Origin of the sequence: Agaricicola taiwanensis (assembly GCF_014635245.1) — a bacterium.
GTDB lineage: Bacteria > Pseudomonadota > Alphaproteobacteria > Rhizobiales > Methylopilaceae > Agaricicola > Agaricicola taiwanensis.
This window is the reverse complement of record NZ_BMCP01000011.1, coordinates 1-16,860: the sequence shown is the minus strand read 5'-3', so window position 1 is coordinate 16,860 and position 16,860 is coordinate 1. Positions and strand designations below refer to the sequence as shown.

The 16,860-nt window shown below is 61.5% G+C and carries 12 protein-coding genes, 1 tRNA gene and 1 pseudogene; all 14 read left to right on the top strand.

Translation table 11 applies throughout. The annotated features are described in order from the left end of the window. Position 1: 1 nt before the first annotated feature. A complete protein-coding gene (gene tuf, locus IEV58_RS17935) occupies positions 2–1,192 on the top strand; it encodes an elongation factor Tu (protein WP_188410145.1) in 1,191 nt (396 codons plus the stop codon). 53 nt (positions 1,193–1,245) lie between these two features. After that, positions 1,246–1,322: transfer RNA gene (locus IEV58_RS17930), tRNA-Trp, on the top strand. Between the two features lie 124 nt (positions 1,323–1,446). Continuing rightward, positions 1,447–1,638, top strand: coding sequence for a preprotein translocase subunit SecE (gene secE / locus IEV58_RS17925; RefSeq protein ID WP_188411268.1), 192 nt, complete (start codon positions 1,447–1,449; stop codon positions 1,636–1,638). A 12-nt stretch (positions 1,639–1,650) separates the two neighbouring features. Next, on the top strand, positions 1,651–2,181 hold the full coding sequence (nusG, locus tag IEV58_RS17920; protein ID WP_188411266.1) for a transcription termination/antitermination protein NusG: 531 nt from the start codon (positions 1,651–1,653) through the stop codon (positions 2,179–2,181). Positions 2,182–2,329: 148 nt separating this feature from the next. Then, positions 2,330–2,758, top strand: a complete 429-nt coding sequence (gene rplK, locus IEV58_RS17915) for a 50S ribosomal protein L11 (protein WP_188411264.1) — start codon at positions 2,330–2,332, stop codon at positions 2,756–2,758. Between the two features lie 3 nt (positions 2,759–2,761). Further along, positions 2,762–3,460, top strand: a complete 699-nt coding sequence (gene rplA / locus IEV58_RS17910; RefSeq protein ID WP_188411262.1) for a 50S ribosomal protein L1 — start codon at positions 2,762–2,764, stop codon at positions 3,458–3,460. Positions 3,461–3,786: 326 nt separating this feature from the next. Beyond that, positions 3,787–4,305: a 50S ribosomal protein L10 gene (gene rplJ / locus IEV58_RS17905; protein ID WP_188411260.1), complete on the top strand. Its 519-nt coding sequence runs from the start codon at positions 3,787–3,789 to the stop codon at positions 4,303–4,305. Positions 4,306–4,350: 45 nt separating this feature from the next. After that, the gene (gene rplL / locus IEV58_RS17900) at positions 4,351–4,731 is read left to right on the top strand and encodes a 50S ribosomal protein L7/L12 (protein ID WP_188411258.1); all 381 of its coding nucleotides are present in this window, start codon (positions 4,351–4,353) and stop codon (positions 4,729–4,731) included. A 256-nt stretch (positions 4,732–4,987) separates the two neighbouring features. Continuing rightward, positions 4,988–9,112: a DNA-directed RNA polymerase subunit beta gene (rpoB, locus tag IEV58_RS17895; RefSeq protein WP_188411256.1), complete on the top strand. Its 4,125-nt coding sequence runs from the start codon at positions 4,988–4,990 to the stop codon at positions 9,110–9,112. Positions 9,113–9,223: 111 nt separating this feature from the next. Next, entirely contained in the window at positions 9,224–13,414 is a 4,191-nt protein-coding gene (rpoC, locus tag IEV58_RS17890; RefSeq protein WP_188411270.1) for a DNA-directed RNA polymerase subunit beta', read from the top strand. 349 nt (positions 13,415–13,763) lie between these two features. Beyond that, positions 13,764–14,135, top strand: coding sequence for a 30S ribosomal protein S12 (gene rpsL, locus IEV58_RS17885; RefSeq protein ID WP_188411254.1), 372 nt, complete (start codon positions 13,764–13,766; stop codon positions 14,133–14,135). 17 nt (positions 14,136–14,152) lie between these two features. Then, the gene (gene rpsG / locus IEV58_RS17880; RefSeq protein ID WP_188411252.1) at positions 14,153–14,623 is read left to right on the top strand and encodes a 30S ribosomal protein S7; all 471 of its coding nucleotides are present in this window, start codon (positions 14,153–14,155) and stop codon (positions 14,621–14,623) included. A gap of 27 nt (positions 14,624–14,650) precedes the next feature. Next, a complete protein-coding gene (fusA, locus tag IEV58_RS17875; protein WP_188411250.1) occupies positions 14,651–16,726 on the top strand; it encodes an elongation factor G in 2,076 nt (691 codons plus the stop codon). A 53-nt stretch (positions 16,727–16,779) separates the two neighbouring features. Further along, a pseudogene (locus IEV58_RS18455) lies at positions 16,780–16,860 on the top strand (GTP-binding protein); the annotation flags it as partial.

The following is a 16,860-nucleotide window of genomic DNA, read 5'->3' as shown; positions in this document are numbered from 1 at the left end:
GATGGCCAAGGAAAAGTTTGAGCGGACGAAGCCGCATTGCAACATTGGGACGATTGGTCATGTTGATCATGGCAAGACGTCACTGACGGCGGCGATCACGAAGATTTTGGCTGAGACGGGCGGTGCGACGTTCACGGCCTATGACCAGATTGACAAGGCGCCTGAAGAGAAGGCCCGCGGCATCACGATCTCGACGGCGCACGTTGAGTATGAGACGGCGAACCGCCACTATGCGCACGTCGACTGCCCTGGCCACGCCGACTATGTGAAGAACATGATCACGGGCGCGGCGCAGATGGACGGCGCGATCCTGGTTGTGTCGGCGGCGGACGGCCCGATGCCGCAGACCCGCGAGCACATCCTTCTGGCCCGTCAGGTTGGCGTTCCGGCTCTGGTTGTGTTCCTGAACAAGTGCGACATGGTTGATGACGCCGAGCTTCTGGAGCTTGTTGAGCTTGAGGTTCGCGAGCTTCTGTCGAAGTACGAGTTCCCGGGCGACGACATTCCGATCGTCAAGGGTTCGGCTCTGGCGGCTCTGGAGAACTCCAACAAGGAGCTCGGCCACGACGCGATCCTGAAGCTGATGGAAGAGGTTGACGCCTACATTCCGCAGCCGGAGCGTCCGGTTGACGGCGCCTTCCTGATGCCGGTTGAGGACGTGTTCTCGATCTCCGGCCGTGGCACGGTGGTGACCGGCCGCGTCGAGCGCGGCATCGTCAAGGTTGGCGAGGAAGTCGAGATCGTGGGCATTCGTCCGACCACCAAGACGACGGTGACGGGCGTTGAGATGTTCCGCAAGCTTCTGGACCAGGGCCAGGCGGGCGACAACATCGGCGCGCTGCTGCGCGGCACCAAGCGCGAGGACGTCGAGCGCGGTCAGGTTCTGTGCAAGCCGGGTTCGGTGAAGCCGCACACGAAGTTCAAGGCGGAAGCCTACATCCTGACGAAGGAGGAGGGTGGCCGTCACACGCCGTTCTTCACCAACTACCGTCCGCAGTTCTACTTCCGCACGACGGACGTGACGGGTGTGGTGCATCTTCCTGAGGGTACCGAGATGGTCATGCCGGGCGACAACATCGCCATGGAAGTGCACCTGATCGTGCCGATCGCCATGGAAGAGAAGCTGCGCTTCGCCATCCGCGAAGGCGGCCGCACCGTCGGCGCAGGCGTCGTCGCCAGCATCATCGAGTGATCTTGCGATAAGGACGCGGGGCGTGTATGCCTCGCGTCCCATTCCGCCGGATTAGGAGTGTAGCTCAACTGGCTAGAGCACCGGTCTCCAAAACCGGGGGTTGGGGGTTCGAGTCCCTCCACTCCTGCCAAGCTTACGGCCCGGAAATCTTCGGGCCGATTGGCATTTCAGGCGGGAAACGACACTGCGGGCCTTGGTCCGCGCAACAGGAAAAGGCGCGGCGAAGCGGGTAACTGCTGAAGGCGCGGGTGATAATGGCGAAGACGAATCCTTTCCAGTTCATGCAGGAGGTTCGCAACGAGACCGCCAAGGTCACGTGGCCGAGCCGTCGCGAGACGATTACCACCACCATTATGGTGTTCATCTTCGCGACAGTGGCTGCGGTCTTCTTCCTGGTTGTCGATTGGGTGCTCGCCCGCGGCATCGGTCTCGTACTCGGCTTCTGAGGGGAAACGGACGTGGCGAAGCGTTGGTATATCGTGCATGCCTATTCGAACTTCGAGCGCAAGGTCGCTGAGGCGATCCGCGAGAAGGCCGATCAGACGGGCCTGGGCGATAAGTTCGATGAAATTCTGGTGCCGACCGAGAAGGTGGTCGAGGTGCGCCGCGGCCGCAAGGTCGACGCCGAACGCAAGTTTTTTCCAGGTTATGTGCTGGTAAAGGTTGACCTCACGGACGACGCCTATCATCTGATCAAGAACACGCCGAAGGTGACAGGCTTCCTCGGAGCCGATAAGAAGCCCATTCCGATCCCCGATAGCGAGGCTCAGCGTATCCTGCAGCAGGTGCAGGAAGGCATCGAGCGTCCGAAGCCGTCGGTGAGCTTCGAGGTGGGCGAACAGGTTCGCGTGTCGGATGGCCCCTTTGCCTCGTTCAATGGCGTGGTCGAGGAAGTCGACGAAGTCAGGGCGCGTCTCAAGGTCGCCGTGTCGATCTTTGGGCGCGCGACGCCCGTTGAATTGGAGTACGCACAGGTCGAAAAGGTCTGAGCGTGCTTTTTCGTGGCCGAGGGTGTATGTCCTCCGGTCTTCAAGGCCGCCGCTGATCGTCAGGATCGCGGTGGAGCATCGTGTGGAAGGTTCCGCCGGTCGCCAACCGGGAAGGGCCGCACCACACTCTCCTTATTAGGAGCCGAGTATGGCGAAGAAGATAACAGGATATGTCAAGCTCCAGGTGCCGGCAGGCGCTGCCAATCCCTCGCCGCCGATCGGTCCGGCGCTGGGTCAGCGCGGCCTGAACATCATGGAGTTCTGCAAGGCGTTCAATGCGGCTACGGGCCAGTTGGAGAAGGGGATGCCGATCCCCGTCGTCATCACCGCCTACGCCGATCGCTCGTTCACCTTCGAGATGAAGAGCCCGCCCGTCAGCTTCTTCCTGAAGCGGGCCGCGAAGGTTCAGAAGGGCTCGACCACTCCGGGCCGTGGAACCGTCGGCAAGGTGACCGCCGCTCAGATCCGCGAGATCGCTGAGCAGAAGATGAAAGATTTGAATGCCAACGACGTCGAAGCCGCCGCGCGGATGATCGAAGGCTCGGCCCGTTCCATGGGCCTCTCGGTGGAGGGCTGATCGATGGCGAACAAGGGAAAGCGTATCCGGGCAACCTATGAGGGTCTGGAGCACATGAAGCTTTATGGTCTCGACGAGGCCGTGAAGCTGGTCAAGGAACGCGCCACGGCGAAGTTCGACGAGACCGTCGAAGTCGCCATCAATCTTGGCGTGGACCCCCGTCATGCTGATCAGATGGTCCGCGGCGTGTGCCAGCTGCCGAACGGTTCGGGCCGCACGCTGCGCGTCGCCGTCTTCGCCCGCGGTCCGAAGGCTGAGGAAGCAAAGAAGGCCGGCGCGGATGTCGTCGGTGCCGAGGATCTGGTCGAGATCGTTCAGGGCGGCACGATCGATTTCGATCGCTGCATTGCGACCCCGGACATGATGCCGCTCGTCGGCCGTCTCGGTAAGGTGCTTGGCCCGCGCGGTCTGATGCCGAACCCGAAGGTGGGCACGGTCACCATGGACGTGACAGCGGCTGTCGCGGCGTCCAAGGGCGGCGCCGTGGAGTTCCGGGTCGAGAAGGCCGGCATCATCCATGCGGGCATCGGCAAGGCCAGCTTCGATGTCGAGAAGCTGGCGGAGAACATCCGCGCCTTTGCGGATGCCGTGGTCAAGGCCAAGCCGGCTGGCGCGAAGGGCACCTACCTTCAGCGCCTTGCGATTTCCTCGACGATGGGCCCAGGCGTCCGCGTCGACACCTCCACGCTGGCCAGCGCGTGAGGCCTCAAATTCGCCAGACCATTCAGGTTTGGTGATCAAGGGTAGGCCGCTTGCTGCCTGCCCTAGAAGTCCTGTCCGAGATTGCGGGCGTTCCACCATCTGGTGGGCTTAATCCCGAAAGGGGCCAGCATGAGACGGGGAAGACCGTTTCGGCTCTGATGAGCCAGTTCGGTTTGAACCAGTACACCTTGATGCCGGCATGATGGCGGCGGCGAGGGGACAGGGATTGAACGTCGTTCGATCTATCCGGGTTCCGGACGGTCGAGCGGCATCGTGCAACCGGCGGATCGGGTTTCAGCCTTATCCGCTAAACCGAAGAGAGCAACGTGGACCGCGCAGAAAAGCGTGACATGGTCGCGTCGTTGAACCAGGTCTTCTCAAGCGAAGGTTCGATCGTCGTCGCCCATTACTCCGGTCTTACGGTGGCGCAGATGTCGGCGCTTCGCCGGCGCATGCGCGAGGCGGGGGCGACTGTCAAGGTCGCCAAGAACCGTCTTGCCAAGATCGCTCTCGAGGGCACGGACGTCGCCCACATCGGTCCCCTTCTGAAGGGGCCGACGGTCCTTGCGTACAGCACGGATCCGGTGGCGGCGCCGAAGGTCGCAGTCGACTTCGCCAAGGGGAACGACAAGTTCGTGATCCTGGGCGGCGCCATGGGTGCGACCTCCCTGAACCAGGACGGTGTGAAGGCGCTTGCCACCATGCCGTCTCTCGACGAACTGCGCGCCAAGATCGTGGGCCTCGTGCAGGCTCCCGCGACGAAGATTGCGCAGCTCTCGACCGCGCCGGCTGCCAAGCTGGCCCGCGTGTTCGGGGCCTATGCCAAGAGCGACGAGGCCGCCTGAGGGCGTCTCAACACATCCAACTGGTTTGAACCTAGGAATTAGAAAATGGCTGATCTTACCAAGCTCGTTGACGAGCTTAGCAATCTGACGGTGCTCGAGGCAGCTGAGCTTGCAAAGCTCCTCGAAGAGAAGTGGGGCGTTTCCGCTGCGGCCGCTGTGGCTGTGGCTGCCGCTCCGGCTGGCGGCGCCGCTGGTGGTGCCGCTGCTGAAGAGCAGACTGAGTTCACCGTTGTCCTGGCCGCGGCCGGCGACAAGAAGATCGAGGTCATCAAGGAGGTCCGCGCGATCACCGGCCTCGGCCTCAAGGAAGCCAAGGACCTCGTCGAAGGTGCGCCGAAGCCTGTCAAGGAAGGCGTATCCAAGGACGAAGCCGGCAAGCTCAAGGAGCAGCTTGAGAAGGCTGGCGCCAAGGTCGAGCTTAAGTAATAGACATGCGCCGGGAAACCGGTGCATGAAGGGATTGCGGGAACACCCCGCAATCCCCGATCCGGCCGCGAGGCGGACGCCCTAAGGGCGTGCGCCTTTGCGGCTTTTAGAGGTTTCCCAGGCAGTTAGGCTTGGAAGCTAAAGTGACCGTCGAGACGAATAGGATCGACGGCTGGCATCCGACAGGGATGCAGCGTTCCGAAACGCCAGCCTGATTCTGGCGGCCGGAGCGCGGATGGCAAGGCGAGAGGACGAGATGGCGCAGACGTTCACAGGCCGCAAACGGGTTCGCAAGTTCTTCGGCAAGATCCGCGAAGTGGCGGAGATGCCGAACCTCATCGAGGTTCAGAAGGCATCCTACGACCAGTTTCTGCAGATCAATATCCCGATTACTGAGCGGCCGGACGATGGCTTGCAGGGCGTGTTCAAATCCGTGTTTCCGATCACGGATTTCGCAAACACCGCGATGCTGGAATTCGTCCGTTATGAATTCGAGCAGCCCAAGTATGACGTTGACGAATGCCGTCAGCGGAGCATGACCTTTGCTGCGCCGTTGAAAGTCACGCTGCGCCTCATCGTGTTCGACGTGGACGAGGATACCGGCGCCAAATCCGTTAAGGACATCAAGGAGCAGGACGTCTACATGGGCGACATGCCGCTCATGACGTCCAACGGCACCTTCGTGGTCAATGGCACCGAGCGCGTCATCGTCTCGCAGATGCATCGCTCGCCAGGCGTATTCTTCGATCACGACAAGGGCAAGACCCACTCCTCGGGCAAGCTCCTGTTCGCCGCGCGCATCATCCCCTATCGCGGCTCCTGGCTCGACATCGAGTTCGACGCCAAGGATATCGTCTTTGCCCGCATCGACCGCCGCCGCAAGATTCCGGTGACCTCGCTGCTGTTCGCGCTCGGCATGGACGGCAACGACATTCTCGATACCTTCTACAATCGCATCCAGTACACCCGTGCCAAGGACGGCTGGCGCTTGCCGTTTGACGCCAATCGCATGAAGGGCTTCAAGGCCACTGAGGATCTGATCGACGCCGACACCGGCGAGGTCGTGCTCGAGGCTGGCAAGAAGCTGACGGTCCGTTCGGCGCGTCTGCTGGCTGAAAAGGGTGTCAAGGCGCTCAAGGTGCCCAATGAAGACCTCATTGGGCGCTACATCGCCGAAGATCTGGTCAATCCGGAAACGGGCGAGATCTACGTCGAAGCCGGTGACGAGCTGAGCGAAAAGCTGCTCACGCTCCTTGAGGAGGCCGGCTACAACGAGCTGCCGGTGCTCGACATCGATCATGTGACCACGGGCGGCTACATCCGCAACACGCTGGCCGCCGACAAGAACGAGACGCGCGAAGACGCGCTCTTCGACATCTACCGCGTCATGCGCCCCGGCGAGCCGCCCACACTGGAAACGGCCGAGGCCATGTTCCAGTCGCTGTTCTTCGATCCTGAGCGCTACGACCTGTCGGCCGTGGGCCGTGTCAAGATGAACATGCGTCTCGATCTCGACGCCGAGGACACCGTGCGCATCCTGCGCAAGGCCGATATCCTGGCCGTGGTCAGGACACTGGTCGATCTGCGCGACGGCAAGGGCGAGGTCGATGACATCGATCATCTCGGCAACCGCCGCGTCCGCTCCGTCGGCGAGCTGATGGAGAACCAGTACCGCGTCGGCCTGCTTCGCATGGAGCGCGCCATCAAGGAGCGCATGTCCTCGGTCGAGATCGACACGGTCATGCCGCAGGATCTGATCAACGCGAAGCCGGCGGCCGCCGCCGTGCGCGAGTTCTTCGGCTCCTCGCAGCTCTCGCAGTTCATGGACCAGACCAACCCGCTGTCGGAGATCACCCACAAGCGTCGCCTGTCGGCGCTTGGGCCGGGCGGTCTGACCCGCGAGCGTGCGGGCTTCGAAGTCCGCGACGTGCATCCGACGCATTACGGCCGTATCTGCCCGATCGAGACGCCTGAAGGCCCGAACATCGGCCTGATCAATTCGCTCGCCACCTTCGCGCGGGTGAACAAGTACGGCTTCATCGAAGCGCCGTACCGCAAGGTGAAGGACAGCAAGGTGACCGAAGAGGTCGTCTATATGTCCGCGGTTGAGGAAGGAAAGCACTACGTCGCCCAGGCCAATATGCCGCTCGACGAGAATGGTGGCTTCACCGAGGATCTGATCGTCTGCCGCAAGGGCGGTGACGTCATCATGGTTCCCGCCGAGCGCGTGGACTACATGGACGTCTCTCCGAAGCAGCTCGTGTCGGTCGCCGCGGCGCTCATCCCGTTCCTTGAGAACGATGACGCCAACCGCGCCCTGATGGGCTCCAACATGCAGCGTCAGGCCGTTCCGCTGGTTCGCGCCGATGCGCCGCTGGTGGGCACGGGCATGGAAGCGGTCGTTGCCCGTGATTCCGGCGCTGCCATCGCGGCACGCCGCGCCGGCATCGTCGACCAGGTGGACGCCACCCGTATCGTTATCCGCGCGACGGAGGAGACCGATCCTTCCAAGCCGGGCGTCGACATCTATACGCTGATGAAGTTCCAGCGCTCCAACCAGTCGACCTGCATCACGCAGCGCCCGCTGGTGAAGGTGGGCGACGTGCTGAAGGCCGGTGACATCATCGCCGACGGTCCGTCGACCGAACTCGGCGAGCTTGCGCTCGGCCGCAACATGCTCGTCGCCTTCATGCCCTGGAACGGCTACAACTTCGAGGACTCCATCCTCCTGTCCGAGCGTATCGTTTCGGAAGACATCCTCACCTCGATCCATATCGAGGAATTCGAGGTGGCGGCCCGCGACACCAAGCTTGGACCTGAGGAAATCACCCGCGACATCCCGAACGTCTCGGAAGAGGCGCTCAAGAACCTCGATGAGTCAGGCATCGTCTATGTCGGTGCCGAGGTCCGCGCGGGCGATATCCTCGTTGGCAAGATCACGCCGAAGGGCGAAAGCCCGATGACACCGGAAGAGAAGCTTCTGCGCGCCATCTTCGGTGAGAAGGCCTCTGATGTCCGCGACACCTCGCTCCGGCTGCCGCCCGGCACCCAGGGCACGGTCGTCGAGGTTCGCATCTTCAATCGTCACGGCATCGACAAGGACGAGCGCGCGCTCGCCATCGAGCGTGAGGAGATCGAGCGTCTGGCCAAGGACCGCGACGACGAGCTCGCGATCCTCGACCGCAACACCTATGCCCGCCTGACGGAAGTCATCAGCGGCAAGACGGCCATCTCCGGCCCCAAGGGCTTCAAGAAGGACACGGAGCTTACCCGTGAGCTTCTGAGCGAGTTCCCACGGTCGCAGTGGTGGATGTTCGCTTTCGAGAACGACAAGTTGATGTCGGAGCTCGAGGCCATGCGCAAGCAGTACGACGAATCCAAGAAGCGCCTCGAACAGCGCTTCCTGGACAAGGTCGAGAAGCTGCAGCGCGGTGATGAACTGCCGCCCGGCGTCATGAAGATGGTCAAGGTCTTCGTCGCGGTGAAGCGCAAGATCCAGCCCGGCGACAAGATGGCCGGACGCCACGGCAACAAAGGTGTGGTGTCGAAGATCGTGCCGGTGGAAGACATGCCGTTCCTGGAGGACGGCACCCATGTCGACATCGTGCTCAATCCGCTGGGCGTGCCGAGCCGAATGAACGTCGGTCAGATCCTGGAGACCCATCTGGGATGGGCCTGTGCGGGCATCGGGCGCCAGATCGAGAAGGCGCTTGAGGCTTGGCGGGTCGGCAACGGCATCACCGAGCTGACATCGACGCTGGAAAAGGTCTACGGCGACGACGAGACGGTGAAGTCGCTCTCGGAAGATCAGCTCATCGAGCTCGGCGGCAACCTGAAGAAGGGCGTGCCCATCGCAACGCCGGTCTTCGACGGTGCCAAGGAGCACGACATCGAAGTCATGCTGGAACAGGCCGGTCTCAACAGCTCCGGTCAGTCGCAGCTCTACGATGGACGCACCGGTGAGCCTTTCGATCGCCCCGTGACGGTCGGCTACATCTATATGCTGAAACTGCACCATCTCGTGGACGACAAGATCCACGCCCGTTCCATTGGCCCCTACAGCCTCGTTACCCAGCAGCCGCTGGGCGGTAAGGCGCAGTTCGGCGGCCAGCGCTTCGGTGAGATGGAGGTCTGGGCCCTTGAAGCTTACGGCGCGGCCTATACCTTGCAGGAGATGCTGACGGTGAAATCCGACGACGTGGCCGGCCGCACCAAGGTCTATGAGGCCATCGTTCGTGGCGATGACAGCTTCGAGTCCGGTATTCCGGAGAGCTTCAACGTGCTCGTGAAGGAGATGCGGTCGCTCGGCATGAATGTCGAACTGACCTCGTCCAAGCGCAGCAACGATGAGCAGCTTCCGCCCGCCGACGCGGCCGAATAACGAAAAAGAAGAACTTTCGGGCGGGCGTTACGGCGCTCGCCCGGCCCTTGAAAGACCAGATAATCGGCCATGCCGCAGGCGCAGCGGCATCTGCCGATCCAGGAGCAGGTCATGAATCAGGAATTGATGAACGTCTTCAATCCGACGACGCCGGTACAGACCTTCGATCAGATCAAGATCTCCATCGCGAGCCCGGAGAAGATCCTGTCGTGGTCGTTCGGTGAGATCAAGAAGCCGGAAACCATCAACTACCGCACCTTCAAGCCCGAGCGCGACGGTCTGTTCTGCGCGCGCATCTTCGGGCCCATCAAGGATTACGAGTGCTTGTGCGGCAAGTACAAGCGCATGAAGTACAAGGGCGTCATCTGCGAGAAGTGCGGCGTTGAAGTCACGCTGAGCCGCGTGCGCCGCGAGCGCATGGGCCACATCGAGCTGGCCGCTCCCGTCGCGCACATCTGGTTTCTGAAGTCGCTCCCGAGCCGCATCGGCATGCTGCTCGACATGACGCTGCGCGAGCTGGAACAGATCCTCTATTTCGAAAAGTATGTGGTTCTCGAGCCCGGCCTGACGCCGCTCAAGGACCGTCAGACGCTGACGGAAGAAGAATACATCCACGCGCAGGATGAATACGGCGACGACAGCTTCACGGCTGCCATTGGCGCCGAGGCCATTCGCGAGATCCTCAAGGCCATGGACCTGGAGAAGATCGCTGCTGACCTGCGCTCGGAGATCTCGGAAACCGATTCTGAGATCAAGAAGAAGAAGTTCATGAAGCGCCTCAAGCTGATCGAGGCGTTCATCGCCTCCGGCAACAAGCCGGAGTGGATGATCCTGACGGTCGTTCCGGTCATTCCGCCGGATCTGCGTCCGCTGGTGCCGCTGGACGGCGGCCGTTTCGCCACCTCCGACCTCAACGATCTCTATCGCCGCGTCATCAACCGCAACAACCGCTTGAAGCGGCTGATCGAGCTGCGTGCGCCTGACATCATCATCCGCAACGAAAAGCGCATGCTGCAGGAGGCCGTCGACGCATTGTTCGACAACGGCCGCCGCGGCCGCGTCATCACCGGCGTCAACAAGCGTCCGCTGAAGTCGCTCGCCGACATGCTGAAGGGCAAGCAGGGCCGTTTCCGGCAGAACCTCCTCGGCAAGCGCGTCGATTATTCCGGCCGCTCCGTCATCGTGGTGGGCCCGGAACTCAAGCTGCACCAGTGCGGCCTGCCGAAGAAGATGGCGCTGGAGCTCTTCAAGCCCTTCATCTATTCGCGCCTCGACGCCAAGGGTCTGTCCTCCACCGTGAAGCAGGCCAAGAAGCTGGTGGAGAAGGAAAAGCCTGAGGTCTGGGATATCCTGGACGAGGTTATCCGCGAACATCCGGTCCTGCTCAACCGTGCCCCCACGCTGCACCGTCTCGGCATCCAGGCCTTTGAACCCGTGCTGATCGAAGGCAAGGCCATCCAGCTTCACCCGCTGGTCTGCGCCGCCTTCAACGCCGACTTCGACGGCGACCAGATGGCCGTTCACGTGCCGCTGTCCATCGAGGCGCAGCTGGAAGCTCGCGTGCTCATGATGAGCACCAACAACATCCTGCATCCCGCCAACGGCGCGCCGATCATCGTGCCGTCCCAGGACATCGTTCTCGGTCTCTACTATCTCACGCTCATGCGTGACGGTGAGCCGGGCGAGGGCATGCTGTTCGGCAACATGGGCGAGCTTGAGCATGCGTTGCATGCCAAGAAGATCACCCTGCACGCCAAGATCAAGGGCCGCTACATCGGCGTCGACGAGAACGGCAACAAGCTCTCGAAGGTCTTTGATACGACCCCGGGCCGCCTGATGCTGGGCGAGATCCTGCCGAAGAACCCGAAGATGACCTTCGATGTCGTCAACAAGCTGATGACCAAGAAGGAGATTTCCAACACCATCGACACCGTCTACCGCCACTGCGGTCAGAAGGAGACGGTGATCTTCTGCGATCGCATGATGCAGCTCGGCTTCACCCAGGCCTTCAAGGCCGGTATCTCGTTCGGCAAGGACGACATGGTGGTGCCCGAGACCAAGACCAAGATCGTGGAGACCACCCGCTCGCTCGCCAAGGAATATGAGCAGCAGTATCAGGACGGCCTGATCACGCAGGGCGAGAAGTACAACAAGGTGGTGGACGCCTGGGCGAAGTGCACCGACAAGATCGCCGAGGAAATGATGAGCCGCATCTCGTCGGTCCAGAAGGACGACACCGGCCGCGACAAGCCCATCAATTCCATCTGGATGATGTCGCACTCCGGTGCCCGTGGCTCTCCGGCGCAGATGAAGCAGCTTGCCGGCATGCGCGGCCTCATGGCCAAGCCGTCAGGTGAAATCATCGAGAGCCCGATCATCTCGAACTTCAAGGAAGGCCTGACCGTTCTGGAGTACTTCAACTCCACTCACGGTGCGCGTAAGGGCCTGGCCGACACGGCGCTGAAGACGGCGAACTCGGGTTACCTGACCCGCCGCCTCGTCGACGTGGCGCAGGATTCGATCATCACGCAGGTTGACTGTGGCGCGACCTCGTCGGGCATCAAGATGCGCGCCATCGTCGATGCCGGCCAGATCGTGGCGACGCTGGGCAGCCGTATCCTCGGCCGCACCGCGGCGGATGATGTCGTCAATCCGGCAACGGGTGAAGTGATCGTTCCGGCCGGCAAGCTGATCGAGGAGCGTGAGGTCGAGGAAGTCACCAAGGCCGGCGTTCAAGAGGTCAAGATCCGCTCTGTGCTCACCTGCGAGACCAAGAACGGCGTCTGCGGTACCTGCTACGGCCGCGATCTTGCTCGCGGCACCCCGGTCAACATGGGTGAGGCTGTCGGCGTCATCGCCGCGCAGTCCATCGGTGAACCGGGAACGCAGCTGACGATGCGCACCTTCCACATCGGCGGTACGGCACAGATCGCCGACACCTCCTTCGTGGAATCGAGCTTCGAAGGCATCGTCAAGATCCGCAATCGTTCGGCCATCCGCAATTCGGAAGGCGAGCTGATTGTCATGGTGCGCAACCTCTCCGTGGTCATCACCGATCCTGATGGAACCGAACGTTCGACCCATCGCATTCCGTTCGGCGCCCGCCTGAAGGTCGACGAGGGCGACAAGATCAAGCGCGGCCAGCGCATCGCCGAGTGGGATCCCTATACCCGCCCGGTGCTGACCGAAGTCGAGGGCACCGTTGCCTTCGAGGATCTGGTCGAAGGCGCATCCATCAGCGAGGCGACCGACGAATCCACCGGCATCACCAAGCGCGTGGTGATGGATTGGAGGACGTCGGTTCGTAATGCGGATCTAAAGCCCGCCATCGTCATTCTCGACAAGGACGGCAAGGTGGCAAAGTTGGCCAAGGGTGGCGAAGCCCGTTACCTGCTGCCGGTGGACGCCATCATCTCGGTGAACCCGGGATCGATCGCCAAGGGCGGCGACGTGCTCGCGCGTGTGCCGACCGAAAGCGCCAAGACCCGCGACATCACCGGCGGTCTGCCGCGCGTGGCGGAGCTGTTCGAAGCCCGTCGTCCGAAGGACGTGGCTGTGATCGCCGAGATCACGGGCACCATCCAGTTCGGTCGCGACTACAAGAACAAGCGTCGCCTCAGCATCATTCCGAACGAGGAGGGTGCGGATCCGGTCGAATATCTGATCCCGAAGGGCAAGCACATCCACCTTCAGGACGGCGACGTCATCGAGAAGGGCGACTTCATCGTCGACGGCAACCCGGCGCCGCACGACATCCTGGCCATCAAGGGTGTCGAGGAGCTCGCGGCCTATCTGGTCAATGAGATCCAGGAGGTCTACCGGCTTCAGGGCGTGACGATCAACGACAAGCACATCGAGGTGATCGTTCGCCAGATGCTGCAGAAGGTCGAGATCGACGATGCCGGCGACACCGATCTCATCACAGGCGAGCAGGTTGACCGGCTCGAACTTGATGAGGTCAATGCCAGGGCGGAAGCCGAGGGTAAGAAGCCCGCATCCGGCCAGCCGGTCCTGCTGGGCATCACCAAGGCAAGCCTTCAGACCCGCTCGTTCATCTCGGCGGCATCCTTCCAGGAGACGACCCGCGTCCTCACCGAGGCGGCCGTCAACGGCAAGGCCGATAGCCTTGAAGGCCTCAAGGAGAATGTCATCGTCGGCCGCCTGATCCCTGCGGGAACGGGTTCGGTGATGAACAAGCTCCGCTCGGTTGCTCTGCATCGCGACGACCTGATCCTCGATCAGCAGAAGAGTGATACGCCTGCACCAGAGACATCGGCCATGATCGAAGGCCCGGCGGAATAGGGAGCTGTTGATCAGCAGATGACAAAAGGCCGCCTCCGGGCGGCCTTTTTGCAGGTGGGTCCGGAAAGCACGAGGAACTCCTTGAGAAGGGGTTGACGCGAACCGAGTCTGCTAGTAGACAGCACCCACTCGCGACAGGCGGTAAGACTCGTTTTTGGCGAACCTCGCCGATCCATCGATCTTAAACGCTGTTGCTTCTAATCCGGGTCCAAAACCCAATTGCACGACCGCTGCGCCACTGGGTGTGGTGGTCCTCTGTTTCACTTGCGCCAGACCGTTTGTTCGGGATGGTGCAGATTCGCGTTGGCTGGCGATAGGCGCTGGCTGCCACGGAACGAAAAGGCGAACGATGCCCACGATCAGTCAGCTGATCCGCAAGCCCCGGCAGGCCCCCGTATATCGGGAGAAGGCTCGCCATCTTGAAGCTTGCCCTCAGAAGCGCGGCGTTTGCACCCGCGTCTACACCACCACCCCGAAGAAGCCGAACTCGGCCCTTCGTAAGGTGGCCAAGGTCCGCTTGACCAATGGCTATGAGGTCATCGGTTACATCCCGGGCGAAGGTCATAACCTTCAGGAGCACTCGGTGGTGATGATCCGCGGCGGCCGTGTGAAGGATCTTCCCGGTGTGCGCTATCACATCCTCCGCGGCGTGCTCGACACGCAGGGCGTGAAGGATCGTAAGCAGCGTCGTTCGAAGTACGGCGCGAAGCGTCCGAAGTGATTTGGGAGAGATAGGAAATGTCCCGTCGTCACCGCGCCGAAAAGCGTGAGATCATCCCGGACGCAAAGTTCGGTGATGTCATTCTCACCAAGTTCATGAACTGCGTCATGCAGCACGGCAAGAAGTCGGCTGCTGAATCGATCGTCTATGGTGCTTTCGACAGCATCGAGACGAAGATCAAGCAGAGCCCGATCGAAGTGTTCCACCAGGCTCTCTCCAATGTGGCGCCGGCCATCGAAGTGCGGTCGCGCCGTGTCGGTGGTGCCACCTATCAGGTGCCGGTTGATGTGCGTCCCGCGCGTCGGCAGGCTCTTGCGATCCGCTGGCTTCTCATCGCCGCTCGCGGTCGCAATGAGAAAACCATGGTGGATCGTTTGTCGGCCGAGCTGATCGATGCATCTAACAACCGCGGCAATGCCGTGAAAAAGCGCGAAGACACGCACCGCATGGCGGAAGCGAACCGCGCCTTCTCGCATTATCGCTGGTAATTGGCGCAAGCCTAGAGGACTGAACCCATGCCCCGCACGCACGCGCTCGAGGACTATCGTAACTTCGGCATCATGGCTCACATTGATGCTGGCAAGACGACGACCACTGAGCGGATTCTTTTTTACACGGGCAAGAACCACAAGATCGGTGAAACCCATGAGGGCGCCGCCACCATGGACTGGATGGAGCAGGAGCAGGAGCGTGGCATCACGATCACCTCAGCTGCCACCACCGCCGTGTGGCACGACAAGCGCCTGAACATCATCGACACCCCCGGCCACGTCGACTTCACCATCGAAGTCGAGCGTTCGTTGCGCGTGCTTGATGGTGCTGTCTGCGTGCTGGACTCCAACCAGGGCGTTGAGCCGCAGACGGAAACCGTCTGGCGTCAGGGCGACAAGTACAAGGTTCCCCGCATCGTCTTCGCCAACAAGATGGATAAGACAGGCGCCAATTTCTACAAGTGCTTGGATGACATCGTGAAGCGTCTCGGCGCTAAGCCCGTCGCTATCCAGTTGCCGATCGGCGCTGAGAGCGATTTTAAGGGTCTGGTCGACCTCGTTCGCATGGTCGGCGTTGTCTGGGAAGACGAGGCTCTGGGCGCCAAGTACAAAGACATCGAGATTCCGGCTGATCTTAAGGAGAAGGCTGAGGAATATCGCTTGATGCTCATCGAGGCCGCCGTCGAACTCGACGACGATGCCATGACCGCCTATCTTGAAGGCCAGGAGCCCGACGAGGCGACCCTCAAGCGCCTGATCCGCAAGGCCGTGCTTACCGGTGCCTTCTATCCGGTGCTCTGCGGTTCGGCCTTCAAGAACAAGGGCGTCCAGCCGCTGCTCGACGCCGTCGTCGACTATCTTCCGTCTCCGCTCGACGTGCCGCCGATCAAGGGCATCGACGCGCGCACCGAGGAAGAGGTTGTCCGCAAGTCGTCCGATGACGAGCCGCTGTCGCTGCTCGCCTTCAAGATCATGGACGATCCCTTCGTCGGCACCATCACCTTCTGCCGCATCTACTCGGGCAAGCTCGAAGCGGGCCAGAGCCTGGTCAATTCGACCCGCGAGAAGAAGGAACGCGTTGGCCGCATGCTGCTGATGCATGCCAACAACCGCGAAGACATCAAGGAAGCCTATGCCGGTGACATCGTCGCCCTGGCTGGCCTCAAGGAAGTCCGTACCGGTGACACGCTCTGCGATCCGCTGAAGCCCGTCATCCTGGAGAAGATGGAATTCCCTGAGCCGGTCATCGAGATCGCCATTGAGCCGAAGTCCAAGGCTGATCAGGAGAAGCTCGGTATCGCGCTTTCCAAGCTCGCCGCCGAGGATCCCTCCTTCCGCGTCTCCACCGATCAGGAGTCCGGTCAGACGATCCTGAAGGGCATGGGCGAGCTCCATCTCGACATCAAGGTCGACATCCTGCGCCGCACCTACAAGGTCGACGCCAACATCGGCGCTCCGCAGGTGGCCTATCGTGAGACGCTGACGCGTCGCACCGAGATCGACTACACCCATAAGAAGCAGTCCGGTGGCACCGGCCAGTTCGCCCGCGTCAAGTTCGTGGTCGAGCCGAATGAAGTCGGTAAGGGCTTCGAATTCGAAAGCCAGATCGTCGGCGGATCGGTTCCGAAGGAATACATCCCCGGCGTGAACAAGGGCCTCGAGTCGGTTCTGACCTCTGGCGTGCTCGCCGGCTTCCCGGTTGTGGACGTGAAGGTGACGCTGGTCGACGGTGCCTACCACGAGGTTGACTCCTCGGCGCTGGCCTTCGAAATCGCCGCGCGTGCCGGCTTCCGCGAAGCCTTGCAGAAGGGCGGATCGGTTCTGCTCGAGCCGATCATGAAGGTCGAGGTGGTGACGCCGGAAGACTACACCGGATCGGTCATTGGCGACCTGAACTCTCGCCGCGGTCAGATCCAGGGTCAGGATATGCGCGGCAACGCGAACGTTGTGAACGCCATGGTGCCGCTCGCCAATATGTTTGGCTATGTGAACACCCTGCGCTCCATGAGCCAGGGCCGCGCGACCTTCACCATGACCTTTGATCATTACGAACAGGTTCCTTCTAACGTCGCTCAGGAGGTTCAGGCGAAATACGCCTGACCTCAGTGAGTTAGAGAGAAACCTTCAAGAGAAATACGAAACGGAGCTTCGAGATGGCCAAGGAAAAGTTTGAGCGGACGAAGCCGCATTGCAACATTGGGACGATTGGTCATGTTGATCATGGCAAGACGTCA

What these genes read in the sequence shown, in the direction of transcription:
- rpoB (WP_188411256.1), top strand. Translation starts at nt 4,988, where the DNA reads ATGGCGCAGACGTTCACAGGCCGCAAACGGGTTCGCAAGTTCTTCGGC.
- rpoC (WP_188411270.1), top strand. Translation starts at nt 9,224, where the DNA reads ATGAATCAGGAATTGATGAACGTCTTCAATCCGACGACGCCGGTACAG.
- tuf (WP_188410145.1), top strand. Translation starts at nt 2, where the DNA reads ATGGCCAAGGAAAAGTTTGAGCGGACGAAGCCGCATTGCAACATTGGG.
- rplA (WP_188411262.1), top strand. Translation starts at nt 2,762, where the DNA reads ATGGCGAACAAGGGAAAGCGTATCCGGGCAACCTATGAGGGTCTGGAG.
- rpsG (WP_188411252.1), top strand. Translation starts at nt 14,153, where the DNA reads ATGTCCCGTCGTCACCGCGCCGAAAAGCGTGAGATCATCCCGGACGCA.
- rplL (WP_188411258.1), top strand. Translation starts at nt 4,351, where the DNA reads ATGGCTGATCTTACCAAGCTCGTTGACGAGCTTAGCAATCTGACGGTG.
- rplK (WP_188411264.1), top strand. Translation starts at nt 2,330, where the DNA reads ATGGCGAAGAAGATAACAGGATATGTCAAGCTCCAGGTGCCGGCAGGC.
- secE (WP_188411268.1), top strand. Translation starts at nt 1,447, where the DNA reads ATGGCGAAGACGAATCCTTTCCAGTTCATGCAGGAGGTTCGCAACGAG.
- fusA (WP_188411250.1), top strand. Translation starts at nt 14,651, where the DNA reads ATGCCCCGCACGCACGCGCTCGAGGACTATCGTAACTTCGGCATCATG.
- rpsL (WP_188411254.1), top strand. Translation starts at nt 13,764, where the DNA reads ATGCCCACGATCAGTCAGCTGATCCGCAAGCCCCGGCAGGCCCCCGTA.